Genomic DNA, 18,245 nt, shown 5'->3' with positions numbered 1-18,245 from the left:
GTCCGTAACTTAATCTATAGAAGGTATAATAGTTAAATTACAAATAAAATTTTCAGACAGGTGAAAAAGGCATGGTGTAAATACAGTGTTGACTGCGATTGCTCCGAATATTACGATATAACAATAGATACAAGCGGCCGGGTTTCCAATGTTGTTATGACGGATTACAGATCCGTTGATAGTATTGATAAATACTGGGACAAAGTAGAATATGATTACTGCATCAATACAATGCTCAAAGCCTTGCGAAAAATGAAGTTTGACATTATCAGGGACAAAGGCAAACCTATTAGTGATCAGGTACGCCTTAAGATCTGGTTTAAGGAAAATGGGAAGCTGGAAAACCAGACCGAGTAAGATCTCATTGCTTTTTACCTATCAATACCTTAAATTGAGGTATAATTTCATCTATGACCAAATTATTACTTATCCTTACCTGCTCGTTCTGTTTATCTTATTCTTTTGCACAAAAAAGCACCCGCATCAAACAACTCAATGGTCAGTCAGTCAGCACCGCATCCATTCAAAAGAAACTGGAAAAACTGGTTGACAGTGCAAAGATTGCCGGCTTACAGGTTGCGATCATTAACGGAAACAAAACTGTCTGGACTTCCAGTTTCGGCTATAAAGACATTGAAAACAAGCAACGCCTGAATGACAGCACCGTCATGTATGCCGCTTCTCTTACCAAACCTGTTGCCAGTTATATTTTTCTGCGCATGGCGGAGAATGGAATTTTCAATCTGGATACTCCTGTACATACTTACCTGAAAAAAACAATTGGAGAGTACCCCAAATGGAAGGACCTGGCAGCTGATACAGTTTCCTTCAATCTGATCACACCCCGGATGTTGCTAAGCCATAGTTCCGGGCTGCCGGTTCTACGTCAATTGTATGGGAACAAAACAAACCTGATTGCGAAGCCAGGTGAAAAATTCTATTATTCAAACGAAGGGATAAACCTGCTTGGTTTCATGATGGAAGAATATACCGGGAAAAAGCTGGAGGATTTAGCACGTGAAGAGGTGTTTGTACCTCTGCAAATGTCACATACCAGTATGATCTGGGATAAGACTTTCGAGAACAATTTCTCCTATGCGTACTTTAAAGACGGGAAAAAATATGGTTCCGAAAGAAGGGAGACCAGCCGGGCAGCAGGCTCCATGTCAACTACCGCAGATGATTATGCGAAATTCTATAGTAACCTGATGAAAGAAAAGGGATTGAACAGGGCTTCTTATCAACAAATGTTATCTCCACAGATCCGTGTAACCAGTAAACGCGGCTTTGGTCCATTAAGAGATAGCGCCACACATGAAAATGATGCGATCAGATTATCCTGGGGATTAGGCATTGGATTGTTTCAGTCACCTTATGGAACAGGCTTCTTTCATACCGGGCATGGAGATGCCAATCAGAATTATGCAGTGGCTTTTCCGGAAAAAGGCATTGCTGTGGTATTGTTGAGTAACAGTGAGAATTTTGAGAAAGTCAGTTATTTGATTGTGAAAGCGTGTATTGGTGATAGTTATTCTCCGTTGAGATGGTTAGGGCACCTGGATCATTAAAGATGGTGTGATAGATATTGAATGGTGTTTGAAAATGGATCCCGGCATAATTCTTTCTTGCGTCTTTTATCAGATTTTAATCATTTTAAATGCCCGATGTAGTGTAATTCTGATAAATTACAGCTGTCACTAAGTTTTATTAATCATAAAGGAGCATGATATGAAGTTCAGAATCGAATCCCCAGGCCACAAGATCAGTCCATCTTTGAAATCGTTCATCACTTTGAAACTTTCTTCATTGGACAAATTCTACAAGGATCTTCAGGAGATTGAGGTTACGATTGAAAGTAAGCCCCGTGGGACACGTGAGAACATTATTTGTATCCTGAATCTGCGTGTGCCTGGTAAAGACGAATATATCAAAGCCAGCTCTCCGATTTTTGAAGACGCTATCCTCAAAGCAGCAGATGCTGCAAAGCGCAGGTTGAGTATCAGGAAGACACAATTGCAAAAAGCAAAAAAGGCCGGTACTCCAAACCGGAAAGTCACCGCTAAAAAGGCTAAATAACAGCAGGGAGGAATTCCGCTTTGCTTAATCTACACTGACTGTCCGAATGTCAACAGGTTATTGTCCGGGTCAAGTAAAGAAAACTCTTTTTGCCCCCAGGGTTTTACCTGTAAATGTCCAGCCGGATGAATGTCAACTTTATTATCAGCCATTGACTGATATAGTTGCTCTATATCATTGGACCTGATATAAACCTGCCCATAATTTTCTTTGGGATCAAGTGCCGGGAATCCAAAAAAGTGAATCTGAACATTGTCTTTTTGAATAATTAAATATCCATCATAGTCTGCACTTCCTGTATCGGTAAACCCCAGCTTGTTTACATAATAATCCCGTGTGATGGATTTATCCCGCATGGGAAGCTTAGGGTTAATAGCTGTCAGCATAGCTTTTACTTTAATAGAGTTGAATATGTAATTCCTGCGAGTAGAAAGCTATAATATTTTATTGGAAAAAGGCTTGCCAGATCAAGTTTTGTTCTGTTTTACCGGGAACTAAGTTGTGGCTGCTACTGGTTTTCAGGTAGACTATACAGGACGGGATCCTTCAGGGACAGGAAGCCCTTTTTTATGAGGATTTGAATAAAGAGGCCTTTGTCTTACAACTGTACTCTATCAAAGCGGGTATGATTCATTACATTACAGGATTGACTGGGCCATTCATATAAAATAAGAGCTGGTCCGGGGCTTTGCTACAACTACCTGTCAACCGGATTCAACTCCCCCCAATTGGTTCAGCTTCCTCTTAAAGTACAATACCGGTTATCGCCATCAGACTGGGTTTACGGGCAAAAAAGAATAAAAACTGATAGTATCTGACGATTTTGTTACAGCCCTCCGGCAGGGGGGAGCATTAATTTTATGCCGGTAAAATCAAGAAAAACAGTAAGAAAAAACAATATAATTGATGAAAAAGATCTTTAAGGTATTAGCTCTGATCCTGGTTATAGTCATCACCGGCATCGCCCTGGTTGGCTTTTATGTAAAGAAGGTATTACCAGATGTAGGGGATGCCCCGGACATAAAAGTGGATCTTACAAAGGACAGGGTGGAAAGAGGAAAATACCTGGCCAATCATGTGGTTGCCTGTATGGATTGTCATAGTCAGCGCGACTGGTCTGTATTTGGTGCTCCCATTAAAGAAGGTACATTCGGGGCAGGAGGAGAGAAGTTTGGGCGGGAAATGCAATTCCCCGGAAACTTGTATTCAGCCAATATCACTCCGTATGCGCTTGGCAGCTGGACTGACGGTGAGATCTTAAGAGCTATTACCACCGGACAGACCAAACATGGAAAGGCATTATTCCCGTTGATGGGCTACCTGAATTATGGAAAAATGGATCAGGAAGACATTTACAGCATCATTGCCTACCTGCGTACCATTCCGTCAATTGCCAACGATGTACCCGAAAGAGAACTTGATTTTCCTGTAAACTTTATAGTAAATACGATCCCCACTAAAGCGTCTATGGCTCCCAGGCCTGCAAAAACCGATGAAGTGGCATATGGGAACTACCTGGTATCGGTGGCAAACTGCGCCGATTGCCATAGCCAGTTCGACGATAAAGGGAATATGATCGAAGGCACTAAATTCGGCGGCGGAAGATCATTTAATTTCCCGGGTGGAATGATCGTTACAACGCCCAATATCACCTTTGATAAGGAAACGGGAATAGGTAACTGGACAAGCGAGCTCTTCGTTCAGAAATTCAAACAATACTCAGACTCAACCTACCATAAGCAGGTGCTGGGAGCCAATGATTTTAACACGCCCATGCCCTGGTTCATGTATGCCGGGATGGATACAAGTGATCTCAAAGCCATTTTCAAATACCTTGGCTCTGTGAAAACGATCAATAATAAAGTAACAAGATTTGTAAAACAGTAGGCTGACCGTTAGAACCTGGCAGGCGGCAGGGAAATATGATTGCAGGCTGGCATGGGTATCAGAACCAGCTCTCCATTCCAGGATCGTTTGTCATTCCATCCAGGTTTCCCGTTTGCGTATAACCAGAGGTAATGCCAAAGCTGGTCTCCAGGCTTCTGGACCCGCTGTAACCCTGGTCTCCGATAGTTGCGGATATGCTTCCTTTTACGCCCGTACGTACACCGGCGTCAAATGTTACGTCTTTTCCGAAAGAGATAAAAATGGCTTCATATCCTTCTCCCGAAACTGACCCTTTTACACCCGGTATGGAAGGCGTGCTCAATGATTTTTTAGCGCCGAGTATTGCCGCCACTGTTGACTGGCCCTTTACATAATTGTACCTGTAAGCAAACTTAAGGCTGAAAGGCTCTGCAATTTCCGGAGTGTTCAGTGTAAAATTGACATTTTTACAATCAAGCTTTACGGAGAATATGCCAAACTTCTTTTCCAGTTTCACCGGACATTTACCGGCAGGAGAGGAGGTGTCGCTGTATAATGCAGCCCTGCTGGCTGTATCACAGGTTGGATAAAATGTGGGATAGCCTGCAATCTTTTCAATATTTTTCAGGTATTCGGATGCGGCAGTATAATAACCTACGTTGGAAAGATGTTGATTTACACCTGCTGCCCGGAGTAGTTTTTCCTTGTAATGAAATATTTCTGCTGAAAACAGAATTTGTTTCCTGTCGAAATCATCCGCTGCTAACGCGCATGCCTGCATGTAAAGGTTGTAACGGGCATCTTTTTCACGACACCATTGTTTGTTCAGCTGGTCAATTTTTATGCAGTCAGCACCCCTGCCTTCACCGCAGTAATATTTTGCCAGTTCCGTCTTGTATTTGGCGGAAAGCCTAGCCAGATCTGCATTTAGCGCGTCAAGTTCGTTTTTGATCGCTGCATTGTATTTTGCTTCATTTTTTCTCAGATCGGCAGGGACAATTTCCTGTACGTATTTTGTTGCTAATAATCTGAGTGCTGTTGCTGCGGCTGGATCGTAGCCTGCTTTCACGGTTCCGCCGCCTGCAGCTGCTGCTTTCCAGGCCGCTGCTGATATTTTTTTTGCATCCTCTCTCACCTGCTCTGCACCTGCCTCCCTTTCCTCATCAGAAATATCAGTGATTTCTTCATCCAGTTTTGCGAGTTTTTGAAGAAAGGCCGCTTTTTGTGCTTCCGCCTCAGCAGTCATTTCTACTTTTGTGGGATGCATCGGCTTCCTGAGCTTGTACATGTTGAAGTAATCAGGTATGTTTTCTCCCACTTTCCCATAATGGAAACTGATACCTGATTTATCATTTTCTGCAATGATAGCCATTGCTTCCAGGTTAGGATCTTCTGCCATCGCAGTTTTAGCATGTTCTACCGCTTTTGCAGTATTTCCATTTGCCTTTGCAATCTTAGCTGCTGTTGTATTTGCCTGTCCGTGTTTAGGGCTGATGGCCATGCATTTGTTGAGGTAGTGCATGGCACTGTCCTTCATACCTGCACTGGCAAACGCCTGTCCGATATTATTCAATACCATCGGGTCTTTTGGGTAAGCAGCAACAAGGCCGCGCAATACAGGAACGGCCTCACGGGCAACACCACTGATAGTAAGTAATGCACAAAGGTTATTTACATTGAGTGCATTGTTCCGGTCAGCCAGCACTGCTTTCATGGCAAGCAACAGGCCCTGTGGTTGTGCACCTTTGTAATACACAAACACCGAGAGCTGGCCCAGCAATACAGCATCACCTTTTGCTACTTCAACAGATTTATTTACTACGGCCAGCTCATCTTTCGAAAGATGTGAGATTATTTTTTGCTGCAGGCCTTGTACATGGGTAATTATGGCTTCGCCAGTAATCGATTTCTTTGAGACTTCCCCGGGTAGTGTGCGGGAAGGATTTGGTGCGGACACCGGCTTTGCCAGGGAAGCATTTCCTTTTTTTGTATCTCCTCCGAATTGTTTTGCCAGCTCTTCAATTTCCTCATCTGACATTTCCTCCTCTTCAGCTGCTTTCTTTTGCAGCTCTTCCACCTTCTTTTGTATTTCCTGTGTTGTTGGTTTCTTTTGCGAAAAGACATAATTGGAAAACAGGGTTCCTGTAAGGAAGAAGCAGAGACAGGCCCATTTTGCTGCAAGAGTCATATGATTTTTGGTTTGCTTTTTTATGTCGCTCATATAGAAGGAAGAATAATTGCGCAAAACTATTTTTTGCCAATCAGATCAAGGCTGCCAGTCGATATACAACCCTCAAAAATGCCAGGGGAACAGAATTGTCGCCAAACAGCAAAATCATGGAATACATGAAACATGCTTTGAGCCAATAATAGTTGTTGTATTTATGCAACAGAGCTCCAGGGATTAAGTTACAGTGGTGGATTTGTATCTTTGCCTGCCTGCCATTATGGTTAAAACGGCAACTAACTATGGGTAAACAAGCTCAGGTTTCTCTTTCGTGTTTACGTTTTTTAACGGCGCTTAAAAAGAATAACAACAAGGAATGGTTCCAGCTGCATAAAGCGGAATTCCAGCGCGAACAGGAAATAATTGTAAATTTCGCTGATGCTCTTTTGCTGGAGCTCAGCAAGCATGATCTGATAGACACCACATCAGGTAAAGCAAGTCTCCATCGTATTTACAGGGATATCCGTTTCTCCCAAAATAAAACTCCGTATAAAAACAACTGGAGTGGTGGCTTCAAACGGGCTACAAAGTTCCGCAGAGGCGGTTATTATTATAATATCGAACCTGGCAACAGCTTTATTGCCGGTGGATTCTGGGGGCCGGTACCTGCTGACCTGAAGCGGATCCGGGAGGATATTGCTTTTGATGACCAGCCATTGAGGAAGATCGTCAGCAGTAAGTCCTTTAAAACCACATTCGGTACTTTAAAAGGAGAGCAATTGAAGTCCACACCCAAGGGCTTTGATGCAGCCCATGAATCCATAGACCTCCTGCGGTATAAGCAGTTTCTGCTGATCCGCCCTTTTACAGATGAAGAGGTACTCAGTGCCGGCTTTGTGAAGGCTGCTGATCAGACTTTCAGGCATATGCGTCCATTTTTCGATTATATGAGCGAGTTGCTGAGTTCTGATGCCAACGGGGAGTAATTAAATAGGCCGGATTGGCGGCGGTATAAGGAAGAGAAGAAACAAACTGCATAAATTGAGTAACAATTTTCATGTTGGGGTTGGATGTCTTTGAATAGTTTACATCGACACTGGTAATATCATCATTTTACGACTTGAAAAAAATGTAAATTAATTTGTATTTTACTTTTATAAAGAAGTAAATATGCATCTCCTTAATGGTTATAGCTATCAAAAACTGGCTTCTGCTTTATCCCTGTTTTTAGTTCCATTCTTCATTCTCCTCAATCCGGTGCTTGCGAAGGATAAAAAGCAGGCATCAGTTATTGATGATTATCAAAAAAAAGTAGAGCATTTGAACCTGCAATTTGCAAGAGCTTTGGAAAAGGAAGATGTGCAGGCAATAATACAATACTACGCGGCCGATGCTACAAGTATGCCGGAATATCATTCCACGCTTTATAATGTAACAGCTATTGCCAGCTATTATAAACGCTGGCTTTCGGCTACCAAGGATAACCGCTACCAGCGTAGCATTTATTCAATAAAAATAATTGATGGCTACCTGCTGGAAAGCGGAACATTCACCCATGATTTCACCCAGACAGGGCATCAGCCTTTTCATTACTCTGGAAAATACATTCATGTTTGGCGGATCGATAAAAAGCAGGCGCTGACGTTAGTCTCTGAGATATGGGGATCCGCTTCATGGTTTGACCGTTCTTCAATGCCTCTGTCATCGGATACGGCTGCTCCGGTTCAGATAATACCGGTCAAGCCAGCGGAGAAGCTGCTGGCCGATAGCATAATAGATAACAATGCAGAGGTAGCCCGCCTCGTCAAAGAACGTAACGGCCCTGCTTTTTCAGCCTTTTATACGGATGATGCGATCTATATGCCTTATTATACACCCATGGTGATAGGGAAAGACAGTATTCACAGTTATTATGTAAAACACGAAGATCCTGCTGTTACTATCGATGATGTGCAGATCAATATATCCCGCATATTGCCGGCCGGCGATTTTACCCTTGTCAATGGCTTTTATAATGTAAAATGGCGGGCTGGAGGAAATTCCGGATTGGTTACCGGTAAAAGCATCAATATCTGGAAAAGGGAAAAAGATGGAAAGCTGCGTTTATACTGGCAGATGACGAATCATGATTAGTTTGATAAGAAAAGCCCCGGATTTATACGAGGCTTTTCCGAAAGGTATCTAAAGGCATGCTGATGGTCATCAGAATTTCAGTCCCACCCCAACACTGATCAACCAGGGATCGATCTTAGTATCACTATACACCGTTGCTCCACCGGCTACAGTAGGTATTGCAGTAACAGTGTTTTCTGTTTTCAGCCAAAGTCTTTTTGCATCTAGGTTCAGGAAGAATTTCTTGTTGATATCGATATCAACACCGGCCTGCGCAGCAAAACTGAATTTATCTTTATAGGTGATCTTCGCGATGGCAGGTCCGCCTTTCTCTCCATAAAAGATAGTATAGTTTACACCTGCACCGGCATAAGGCAAAATGCACTTTGTTACCGGCTGATGATACAGGAAGGTAAGGGTAGGTGGCAATAACCAGACCTTCCCCAGATCCACATTACCCAGAGCGGTATGGGTTGCGGTCACTTTATGTTTGGTTGTTCCCAGTATCAGGTTCGCCGAAAATCTATCCAGCATGAAATACGTAAAGTCCAGTTCAGGTATGACCGTCTTCGATATTTCTGCACTTCCGCCGATGGTGGTTATTGAAGCGCTTGCATCCGGGATTACCCAGGTTGCTCTTACTCTTGCACGCCATTCACCTTTCTGCTGACTAAATGCGGCTGCACTGATAGTGATCAACGCAACGGCGATAATGATTCTTTTCATAATCTGTTGTTTGAATGCCGAAGGTATCAGTACATGTTGTGGAGAAGTATGAGTATAATCAATGATGAGCTTGATACTGATAAGTAGCGGGAATCAAACCGGACAGTAATTTTAGATCTTTTTCTTGCCAATTTGTACGATTCCCTGGGATGCTTTCTTTATTTGGTTCGCTTAACTTGCAGAGGGATACCGGGATGATTTATAACAGTTTCAGGGATGAATTAAACTTTCCTGGTCTACAGTGATCTATAGTCGAAATCCTTTAATTTATGCTGATCAGCAGGTTTACCCTTTTTTTATCGATTTGTACTTTTTGTTTCTCATGTAAAAAGAAAGATGATCCGGCTACGCCTTTAAATAACGAACTTCTTCAGGGACCTGTTCAGAAACCGGTATCCGGTTATGGGTCCGATGGCAGTTATGAAGTGGCCGAGATTAACTTTACAAACCCGCAATATACCAGCACCCAGGTTTCTGTTTTCTATCCAAAAGGCCTCTCCGGCCCCAAACCTGTCATCTTTTATGCGCATCCATATGGTGGGGAGGATAAATCATACAATATGGGCTTGTATAATTTTGTAGCTAGAAAAGGGTATGTGATCGTATTTGTTCCTTATAGAACGATTGATATCACAATAGATCATCGTTATCAGACGCTATGGGAAGGCTTTTTGAAAGCAGCCAGTGATTATCCCGGTATCATTGACACAAAGCAAGTTGGTTTCATGGGCCATTCTTTTGGTGGAGGTGCAACCATTGATTTAGCTTTCAAGGCATTTACAGAAAAAGGATGGGGAGAAAACGGACGTTTTCTTTTTACCATGGCTCCCTGGTATTCTTATAATTGGGCCAGTACGTTTACTACGGAACAACAATTGCAGAACTTTCCTGCCAATACCAAAATGATCACCCAGGTTTACGACGAGGATGATGTCAACGATCACCGTCTTGCTATAGATATCTTCAGGCATATCAACATTCCTGCCAGTGAGAAAGACTACATTTATTTCAGATCTTCTTTCATCGCAGGATATGATTATCTGACAGATCATGTAATGCCAACTACCCGGAAAGCGTATGATGCGTTGGATTATTATGGAGTGTACCGTTTGCTGGATGCCATGATCGATTATAGCTTTAATGGTAACACAAATGCAAAAAATATTGCATTGGGTAATGGATCTTCAGCCCAGGTTACCATGCCGTCCTATAACGGCCAGGCCATGGCACCATTGGAAGTAACAGATGATCCTTCTGCGAAATATCCCCAGAATAAGTACCAGTTTCCGTGTAATCATCTTTCCAACCCGCGCCTTAACTATTGTGAATAGAAGAAAGGCTGCGCCATAGTAACGGCTCCTGTCAGCAAGAGGGTGGCAACAGCCAGTAAGTAACAGCATTTTTATTCATTGTGTATTCTTAAGAATGTTGTAGCGGCCTTCATCAAACCAAATATCCCCGATGATCATTTTTGAATGAACCGAAGCGAGAGGTTTTCCAATCCAAGGTGGTCATGTGGAGAAAAGGGTGCATGTAATTTCCAGTCAACATGGTAATAAGAGCCTTTGGACAATTTGATGGCAGGGAGTTGCTTTTTGTAAAATACCTGCGGAACCTGGTAGTTGATACCAAGTGGAGTTTGACGATGCTGATGATTGAAATATTTCACCACCAATTGATTATTGCCCGCCTGTAAAGGCAGCAGAATAAAGTGTTCCACACTGTCATTCTTCGTCAGGTTCATTTGTATGAACAATTGCTGCCCATTGAGGAACACCATCAGTCCGTCACCACTTGTGATCTTTACCAGCAACGGCTGTGGTGCGGGCGATGTAATGTTTTGCAGGATATAATAAGCCCGCATCGGGTCTGCAGGAAGCCATTGGGTTACGCCATTTTTCCAGCCAGGCTGTGCCTGCCAGGGACGGTCATTGTGATTGGGCCAGGGTTTGCTGATATCGATATCGCGTATACCTGCATGCGTGCCCTCGGGGCCCGAGTAGAATGGGCCCTGCAGGTATTGTGGCCCGAAGTTCAGGCTGCTGATATTGACAGGCAACGGAAGTGGCTCGTCTTCATGGAGTGTAATGGTTTGTGAATTACCATTCAGGTCAAGGTCAATGGTCCTGCCTGTTTCTTCATTCGTGTACACCAGTTCCGGTGTGTAGTATGCTGCTTTTTTTGCATGCATCGTCCAGCTTTCCCGTACCGTGCTGGTGAAGCGTGCATTGTAATCCACCCCTGAATTGCTGAAGTATTTGAATGCATTGTGCGTGTTGAGAACAGTGGTCTGTTTGTCCAATTGAAGGATGTTGGCGGGAGGAGTGGTATAACCGGCAGGAAGTTCCAGTACCACCACTTTCGGCGTTTCAGCTACACTGAAACCGGCAGGTAATTGTACCGTGATGCCGGAAGCGGAGGCAGCTGTTTTACAGGATTGTTTCTCTCCCAGGATATAGGCTTTGGTGACCTTCCCTTTCAGACCTGGTAATTCAATGTTGTTGCCGGTTGGTAGTGACAATACATGCAGGTAAAGCCGGTCTGTTTTGCTGGTAATGCTGCCCCAGTTGAATTTAACAAAGAAAGGGTCTGGGTGGGTATTGTAAATGGCTTCATGGTTCTTCTGCAACCAGTCGCCAATGCCGAGCAGGATATCTTTTTCGTAAGGCACTACAGAGCCATCGCCTTTAGGGCCGATATTGAGCAGGAAGTTGCCGCCGCGGCTCGCCACGCGGATGAGGCTTGTCAGCTTTTCGCGCATTTTTTCCTGCGGGTCGGTCCGGTGTTGCCAGGACCGGTAGCCCCAGGTTTCATCAAAGAAGGAAGCAGGGCTTTGCCAGGGAACACCGATGATATAGTCGGGTTCCTGGTTATCGCCCATCACCATGAAATCTCCCATATTATTGCCAATGCGGCTGCCGATCATACAATTGGGTTGCAGGTGGTGGACCAATGTCCGCATTTCCTGGCTTTGTGCCACGGTCATTGACCCCATGTCAAACCAGAGCTCGGAAACAGGACCGTAGTTGGTGAGCAGTTCGGTGATCTGTTTTTTATTGAACTCGTGATGTTCGGGTGTAATGATATCAGAGTTGTGGCTGGAGATAGGAGCTGCCTGCGGATAATGCCAGTCAATAAGGGAGAAGTAGAGGCCGAACTTGAGACCATGGCGATGACAGGCTTCGGAAAGTCCTTTCAGGATATCCTTTTTATAGGGCGTTCTGTCGATGATATCGAAATCCGTATTGGCAGAGTTGAACATCGAGAAGCCATCATGGTGTTTGGATGTAATGACGATGGAGCCCATTCCGGCGGCTTTTGCCAGGAGGGCAATGGAGTCCGGATCCCAGCGGTATGGGTTGAAGTTGTGAGCTACATCGGCATAAGTGTCGCTGTAGATGCCGGCATGGGCCTGGATCTGTTCGCTAAGGCCCCTGTCGATATTTTGTCCATTCCATACACCTCCCAGTTGAGAGTATATGCCGAAGTGAATGAACATAGAGTACTTGAGGTTTTTCCAGCGTTGAAGTTCAGTGGAATCCATCTGTGCCATTGCAGCAGCGCTTACCCATATCAAACAGGGCAGTATCAATAAACGTCTCAGTAGCATCATATAAAATTGTGGATATTTTTTTAAGGACGGAACAAAATTATTACTTCAATTTAATGTGCAGCCTGAATAAATATTCCAGGGTAGATCAAAACCTCTGGGGGAGATTGAAATAATTGCCTTACTTAGTGTTTATTTCGAAATAAAGTACAGGATCCTGCAATTCCTTCAAACCCTTGCAAGTTGAGAACGACGGTTTTCTATTCATTTACCCCAATCAGGGCAGGACTGGCCCTGGTCATCGGTCTGTTTACTATATCCCTGTCTGTATCCGGACAGCAACGCCTCTTTACCAATCAGCAACATTTTGGAGTGGAAGATGGGCTCTCCCAGAGTTATATATCCGGCATCGTTCAGGATGCCGATGGTTTCATCTGGCTAAGCACCATGGATGGGTTTAACCGTTATGATGGCAGGAAGTTCAGGACTTTCCGGTATAATCCCAAAGACAGCTCGAGCCTTACTGCCAATACGCTCGGTGGTTTGGGGAAACTGGTCGGCAATGCTGTTACCATCTATTATGATCCGGCTAAGGCTGATGAATTTGATCTGAGATCGTTCAAGGCTACCCGTAACAATATCCGTAGCCAGCTGGCAGGCATGCCAGGGATCAGGTGGAAATCCTACAGGTTCGGTTACACTACCAATAACTGGTTCTTCACTGTAAACGGGCACAAAGGAATTGGCTGGATCAATAGACTGACAGAAGAGGTCCGGTATGCAAATAAGGCCAATGGACTATTGCAAAACGACACGATATGCGCTATCGCAGAATCGGGCGAAGGAAGAATTTTTGTGATCAATGAATCAGGAGTTCACGTGAGTGATACTGCCCGGAAAAATTTCAAATGGGTTGCCTTTAAAACCAATATCGCTCCATTGTCCTGGTTTGTAGACCCGTTCATGGTCTTCGGAGAGAAATTTTCCATTGCACCCTTTCAGGGAAATAAAGTGGCTACCTTGGAAAAGAATAGGCTGAATGTACTGGATATCGATAAAAAGACAAGCAGCATCATTACTTTACCAGCTCCCAAAAACAATGCGATCAAGGGAGATAATGGATTACAGGTAGATCCGGCAGGTCGCATCTATTTCGAATATTATGGAAGTATCTATCGTCTTACGGAGAGGGGAGTGCTTGAATTACTCTGGGAAAATAACGGACCGCCCAGCCGCATCAGCGCATTTTACATAGACAGATCAGATGTACTGTGGGTGAGTTTGAATGCACAGGGCCTCTTGAAAATAGACCTGCAGTCCCTCCATTTTCAATCCTTCAAAAATACAGGGAACTTCATAGAAGTGGTGATGCCACTGCTTCATAGCAGGAGGGAGCTGTTGCCCGCAGGATGGAAAGATCCTGATGCCGGTTATTACTTCAGGCAGGCATGGGATCACAAGGGGCAGTTATATTCCTGCAATAACTGGTATGACCGTTCAGCTGTTTTTCAATTCACCAAACAGGGATTCCGGCGTTTTACCCATCTGCCGCAGCAAAAGATGTTTACGGCTGTTGTGTGTATGCCGGGAAATGAGATCTGGGCATTCGATCAGATCGAATCGGTATGGTATGCCTGGAGCAATCCGGATGCTATGCCCAGAAAGCTGGAACCAGATCCCGGAAATTTTGAAAATGTGGAATTGACCGATGCGCGTTACATCGGAGGTTTCATCTGGATGGCTACCAGTACTCATGGATTATTCCAGTTTGATGGGAAGAAGCTTATCAGCAAATATGCCGGACCGTTAGAAAATAATACGGTTCCCAATGCGCTCACTGAGATCTGTGCCGACCCGGCCGATAAAAATAAATTCTGGGTAGGTTCCCGGGGAGGTGGCTTGATGTTGTGGGATGCACAAAAAGGATTACAGCGTATTTACACAGAAGAAGACGGTCTGCCAAACAATACCATCTATTGTATCCTCCCCGACAGATCGGGAAAGATCTGGTGCAGTACTAACAAAGGCATCTTCAGGCTCGATCCCCGTACCAGCCATATTACTGTATTTGAAAAGACCGACGGGCTGCAGGGCAATGAATTCAACAGGGCCCACAAACTGATCCTGCCTGATGGCCAATTACTGTTCGGAGGGCTTGACGGATATACCATCTTCAATCCGGACGATTTTGAAAGAACCGGTAAAGCCGCTCCGGTGCCCGTTTTGCTGACTGGTTTGCAGATCAACAATGAACCGCAGGATATTAATCTGCCCGGTAGTATGGTAAAAGAATCGCTCAGTACATTATCAGTTATCACATTGCCATACGACAGGAATTATTTGTCTTTTGAGTTTGCCGCACTGATGTACAACCAACCGCAGAAGATAAAATACCGGTACCGGTTGTTGGGCGCCGACAAGGGCTGGATTGAAACCGGGTACTCCAACCTGGCCAATTACTCTGCACTATCTCCCGGCAATTATACATTATTGCTGAATGCTACAGACCAGAATGGTGAATGGAGCAGCGCCATCACTTCCATAAAAGTGAATATAGAACCACCTTTCTGGCGCACCTGGTGGGCATGGACATTGTACATATTAGCTGCGCTGGCACTTTTAAGATGGTACCTGGTATTCAGGGAACGAAGGCTGAAGGAACAGCAAAACCTCCTTTTTGAAAAAAGAGAGGCCCTGCGTTTACGGGAGCTCGATGAAATGAAAGACCGGTTCTTCAGTAATATCACGCATGAGTTCAGAACGCCCCTGACCCTTATTCATACCCCACTTGAAAACCTGGCGCATGATCCTGCTCTGCCACCAGCAGCTGTAAAGAACATCATATCGGCCCGGAAGAATTCAACACAATTATTACGGCTCGTTAATCAATTCCTTGATTTTGCCAAATTGAACAACGGGCAACTCAAGCTGAAAACAACCGCTGGTGAAATAGATGTTTTCACCGCCGGTTGCGTGAGCTCTTTCGATGCCGCAGCCAAAGAAAAGAATATTGCACTCAGTTTTACATCAACTGTAAACGGTTATTACCTGTTTGATGAGGAAAAATGGGAGAAGATCGTAAACAATCTGCTCAGCAATGCCTTGAAGTTTACGCCCGTAAATGGTACGGTTGCCGTAACCCTTTCGTCTGCCGCAGATGATCTGCTCAAGCTGGAGGTTTATGATAATGGTGTGGGTATACCAGCTGCATTGCTGCCAGAAATATTCACCCGTTTTTACCAGGTGGATGATTCCGCCTTGCGCAATTACGGTGGAACGGGAATCGGCCTGTCGTTGGTTAAGGAACTGACAACCCTGATGAATGGCAGCATTACAGTGGAAAGCGACCCAGGCAATCAGACCCTGTTTACTGTAATTGTTCCACTTGCAAAAGCAACCGCTCTTTCTACCATGCCAGTAACTGAAGAGCCGCTTTCAACAAAGAAAAATGCGCAGACAACACAGGAAGACCTTCCATTACTGCTTGTAGCGGAGGATAATGACGAGTTGCGCGCTTTCCTGGTGGAAACCCTGAGCAGCCAGTATAGGGTACTGGAGGCCTCAGACGGGCTCAAAGCCTGGGAGATCATTTTACAGGAATTACCTGAATTGGTGATCAGCGATGTGATGATGCCAGAGAAAGATGGCTTTGATCTCTGCCAGCAAGTGAAGGCAGATCCACGTACGGCGCATATAGGTTTTATCCTGCTGACCTCCAAATCCGCTCATGATGCCCGCCTGAAAGGGTTGGGATCCGGGGCTGATGACTATATCACCAAGCCATTCAGTTTACGGGAGCTGGAGCTGCGTGCCGCCAATCTGTACCAGTTGCAGAAAAAGCAAAGAGAAAGATGGCAGATGCAATTGGAAAACCTGGCTCCCGCTGAACCACTGCCTGCCGTTACCGATCCTTTCCTGGAGAAGCTATACCAGGAAATAGCATCCAGGCTCGACGATCCCGGGCTCGATGTGGATTATCTCTGTAAAGCGATGGCGGCCAGCCGCAGTACCCTCAACCGGAAAATAAAGGCATTACTCAATATTACTGCCGTTGATCTCATCCGTCAATACAGATTGCAGCACGCTTCCGGGTTGATTGCAGGTGGACTTGACATTGCCACCGCTGCCTATCAGACCGGTTTCAGCAGTCCCTCTTATTTCAGTCAATGCTTTAAGGAACAATTCGGATTATCGCCATCAGATTGGGTTTCAAAGCAGAAATGATCAAAAACTGGTAGTCTCTGACGATTTTTTTACACCCCTCCGGCGGGGCGGACAGGTAATTTTGTGCCTACCCCCCCCGCATTTATTAAACCACACAATAACCTATTCAAAAAAAAATTATGAGACAGTTATTCTCCGTACCGGTTCCCTGTTCAGCTATGAAAAGAAGAAACCTTATCTCCCCGTTAGTGCTGTTGTCAGGACTGTTCTTTGTAATCTTCATGATATCCTGCGGTAAGGATGGAGATGCTGGTCCTATTGGTCCTGAGGGTCCGGTTGGCCCTAAAGGAGATCCCGGTGCCGGCTCCAGCGAAGTATTCTATTCCGACTGGCTGGATGTACCGTTTAAGCCGGATACCATTCATACCGCAGGTGGCAGTATCGATACGGTAGGCTACTTTGCCAGTATCCGTGCAACCAAACTCACCGTGGACATGTTAGGTAAATCAGATGTAAAAGTATATATCAATACCGGCAGTGCCGCTGATCCAACCATTCTTACTATACCTTATTTCAGCAATTCCGGTCTGTACATCAGTATGCAGGCGTATAAGGATACGATCAGCATGTATTCAAACGCAGATGTGAGTACAACAGTTGTCAAGGGCACAAAGGTTCAGCAATTCCGCTATATGATCATACCAGGTAATACCAAAGCTAACGCAGCCAATAAGGTTAACTGGACTGATTATAGCGCAGCAAAGGCATATCTTAAGTTGAATGATTAAAAGTTAGATGAGGATATTCATCCAGCCGGGGCTGACCAATGGTTAGCCCCATTTATTTTGTTGTACCCGGTCATTCGCGCGGACGCGAGCGACTGCTCCCGGGTAATGGTGATATCCCTTTTGGTCAGCCACGGGTGCAAGGAAGCAAAACCATTGATCGTTTTTCTTTCGTGAAAGCATAGTTTTGCTTCCGCCGATTATTACCGTACTTTGGCAAATCCGAATATGCTGACTGCCTGGCAGGCCATGGTAAACAACGCAAAGGTGGAAAAAGGGGCAGAAAGTGCTCATGCATGCAGCATCTGGTGGAGTTGGCCATATCGCCGTGCAGCTTGCCAGGTATTTGGGAGCTGAAGTTACGGGTACATCATCGGCAGTGAACCGAGATTTTGTACTCAGCCTGGGTGCGGACAAGCATATTGATTACAAAGACTATAATTGGGCTGGTCAGCAAAAAGAATATGATTTTGTTTTGGACACGGTTGGCGGCAACAATATCGATAATTCAATAGCTGTCACAAAAACCGGAGGAACAATCATCAGCATACCAACTGGCATAAGTAATGAGGCCTCATCAAAGTTTAAACAGGCCGGAGTGAACGGATACTTTATTCTTGTCAAATCCAGTGGAGGAGATCTGAGTCATATTGCGAACCTGATAGAACAGCAATCGATAATACCTTTTGTCTCGCAAACATATTCTTTTGAGGAGATCGCTAAAGCACATACTCAGATAGAAGCAGCAAAAACAGTTGGAAAAATTGTGGTCACACTTTGACACTTCACCAGGTGGTGT

General features: G+C 44.7%; 13 protein-coding genes. 9 read left to right on the top strand and 4 right to left on the bottom strand.

The genetic code is table 11. From position 1 onward, the window contains the following. Window positions 1–410: 410 nt before the first annotated feature. The gene (locus ACTHMC_RS28675; RefSeq protein WP_440418514.1) at window positions 411–1,568 is read left to right on the top strand and encodes a serine hydrolase domain-containing protein; all 1,158 of its coding nucleotides are present in this window, start codon (window positions 411–413) and stop codon (window positions 1,566–1,568) included. A 160-nt stretch (window positions 1,569–1,728) separates the two neighbouring features. Beyond that, window positions 1,729–2,076: an HPF/RaiA family ribosome-associated protein gene (locus tag ACTHMC_RS28670; RefSeq protein WP_440418513.1), complete on the top strand. Its 348-nt coding sequence runs from the start codon at window positions 1,729–1,731 to the stop codon at window positions 2,074–2,076. A 29-nt stretch (window positions 2,077–2,105) separates the two neighbouring features. On the opposite strand, the gene ACTHMC_RS28665 is transcribed toward ACTHMC_RS28670, so the two are convergent. Beyond that, entirely contained in the window at window positions 2,106–2,462 is a 357-nt protein-coding gene (locus tag ACTHMC_RS28665; RefSeq protein WP_440418512.1) for a bleomycin resistance protein, read from the bottom strand. A 520-nt stretch (window positions 2,463–2,982) separates the two neighbouring features. Between ACTHMC_RS28665 and ACTHMC_RS28660 the strand changes: the two genes are divergently transcribed. Then, window positions 2,983–3,963, top strand: a complete 981-nt coding sequence (locus ACTHMC_RS28660; RefSeq protein ID WP_440418511.1) for a cytochrome C — start codon at window positions 2,983–2,985, stop codon at window positions 3,961–3,963. A gap of 58 nt (window positions 3,964–4,021) precedes the next feature. Here ACTHMC_RS28660 and ACTHMC_RS28655 read toward each other — a convergent pair whose 3' ends face one another. Next, the gene (locus ACTHMC_RS28655) at window positions 4,022–6,130 is read right to left on the bottom strand and encodes a tetratricopeptide repeat protein (RefSeq protein ID WP_440418510.1); all 2,109 of its coding nucleotides are present in this window, start codon (window positions 6,128–6,130) and stop codon (window positions 4,022–4,024) included. A gap of 281 nt (window positions 6,131–6,411) precedes the next feature. Between ACTHMC_RS28655 and ACTHMC_RS28650 the strand changes: the two genes are divergently transcribed. Both ACTHMC_RS28650 and ACTHMC_RS28645 read left to right on the top strand, forming a co-directional pair. Then, a complete protein-coding gene (locus ACTHMC_RS28650; protein ID WP_440418509.1) occupies window positions 6,412–7,095 on the top strand; it encodes a DUF2461 domain-containing protein in 684 nt (227 codons plus the stop codon). Between the two features lie 184 nt (window positions 7,096–7,279). Further along, window positions 7,280–8,242, top strand: coding sequence for a YybH family protein (locus tag ACTHMC_RS28645; RefSeq protein WP_440418508.1), 963 nt, complete (start codon window positions 7,280–7,282; stop codon window positions 8,240–8,242). 69 nt (window positions 8,243–8,311) lie between these two features. On the opposite strand, the gene ACTHMC_RS28640 is transcribed toward ACTHMC_RS28645, so the two are convergent. Then, complete coding sequence (locus ACTHMC_RS28640) at window positions 8,312–8,947, bottom strand: OmpW/AlkL family protein (RefSeq protein ID WP_440418507.1); 636 nt, start codon at window positions 8,945–8,947, stop codon at window positions 8,312–8,314. 269 nt (window positions 8,948–9,216) lie between these two features. Here ACTHMC_RS28640 and ACTHMC_RS28635 point away from each other — a divergent pair, with 269 nt between their 5' ends. Next, entirely contained in the window at window positions 9,217–10,278 is a 1,062-nt protein-coding gene (locus ACTHMC_RS28635) for an alpha/beta hydrolase (RefSeq protein ID WP_440418506.1), read from the top strand. Window positions 10,279–10,412: 134 nt separating this feature from the next. Here ACTHMC_RS28635 and ACTHMC_RS28630 read toward each other — a convergent pair whose 3' ends face one another. Beyond that, the gene (locus ACTHMC_RS28630) at window positions 10,413–12,500 is read right to left on the bottom strand and encodes an alpha-L-fucosidase (protein ID WP_440418505.1); all 2,088 of its coding nucleotides are present in this window, start codon (window positions 12,498–12,500) and stop codon (window positions 10,413–10,415) included. A 240-nt stretch (window positions 12,501–12,740) separates the two neighbouring features. Here ACTHMC_RS28630 and ACTHMC_RS28625 point away from each other — a divergent pair, with 240 nt between their 5' ends. From ACTHMC_RS28625 to ACTHMC_RS28615, 3 genes are all read left to right on the top strand, one after another. After that, on the top strand, window positions 12,741–16,721 hold the full coding sequence (locus tag ACTHMC_RS28625) for an ATP-binding protein (RefSeq protein ID WP_440418504.1): 3,981 nt from the start codon (window positions 12,741–12,743) through the stop codon (window positions 16,719–16,721). A 119-nt stretch (window positions 16,722–16,840) separates the two neighbouring features. Beyond that, window positions 16,841–17,449 (top strand): collagen-like triple helix repeat-containing protein, encoded by a 609-nt coding sequence (locus ACTHMC_RS28620; protein ID WP_440418503.1) that lies wholly within the window; start codon window positions 16,841–16,843, stop codon window positions 17,447–17,449. A 289-nt stretch (window positions 17,450–17,738) separates the two neighbouring features. Next, complete coding sequence (locus tag ACTHMC_RS28615; RefSeq protein ID WP_440418502.1) at window positions 17,739–18,227, top strand: zinc-binding dehydrogenase; 489 nt, start codon at window positions 17,739–17,741, stop codon at window positions 18,225–18,227. The last annotated feature ends 18 nt before the right edge of the window (window positions 18,228–18,245 follow it).

The sequence above is a fragment of the Pseudobacter sp. genome (assembly GCF_051955275.1).
Lineage (GTDB): Bacteria > Bacteroidota > Bacteroidia > Chitinophagales > Chitinophagaceae > Pseudobacter.
Note: the sequence above shows the minus strand (reverse complement) of the source record. Positions and strands in the feature narration are given on the sequence as shown.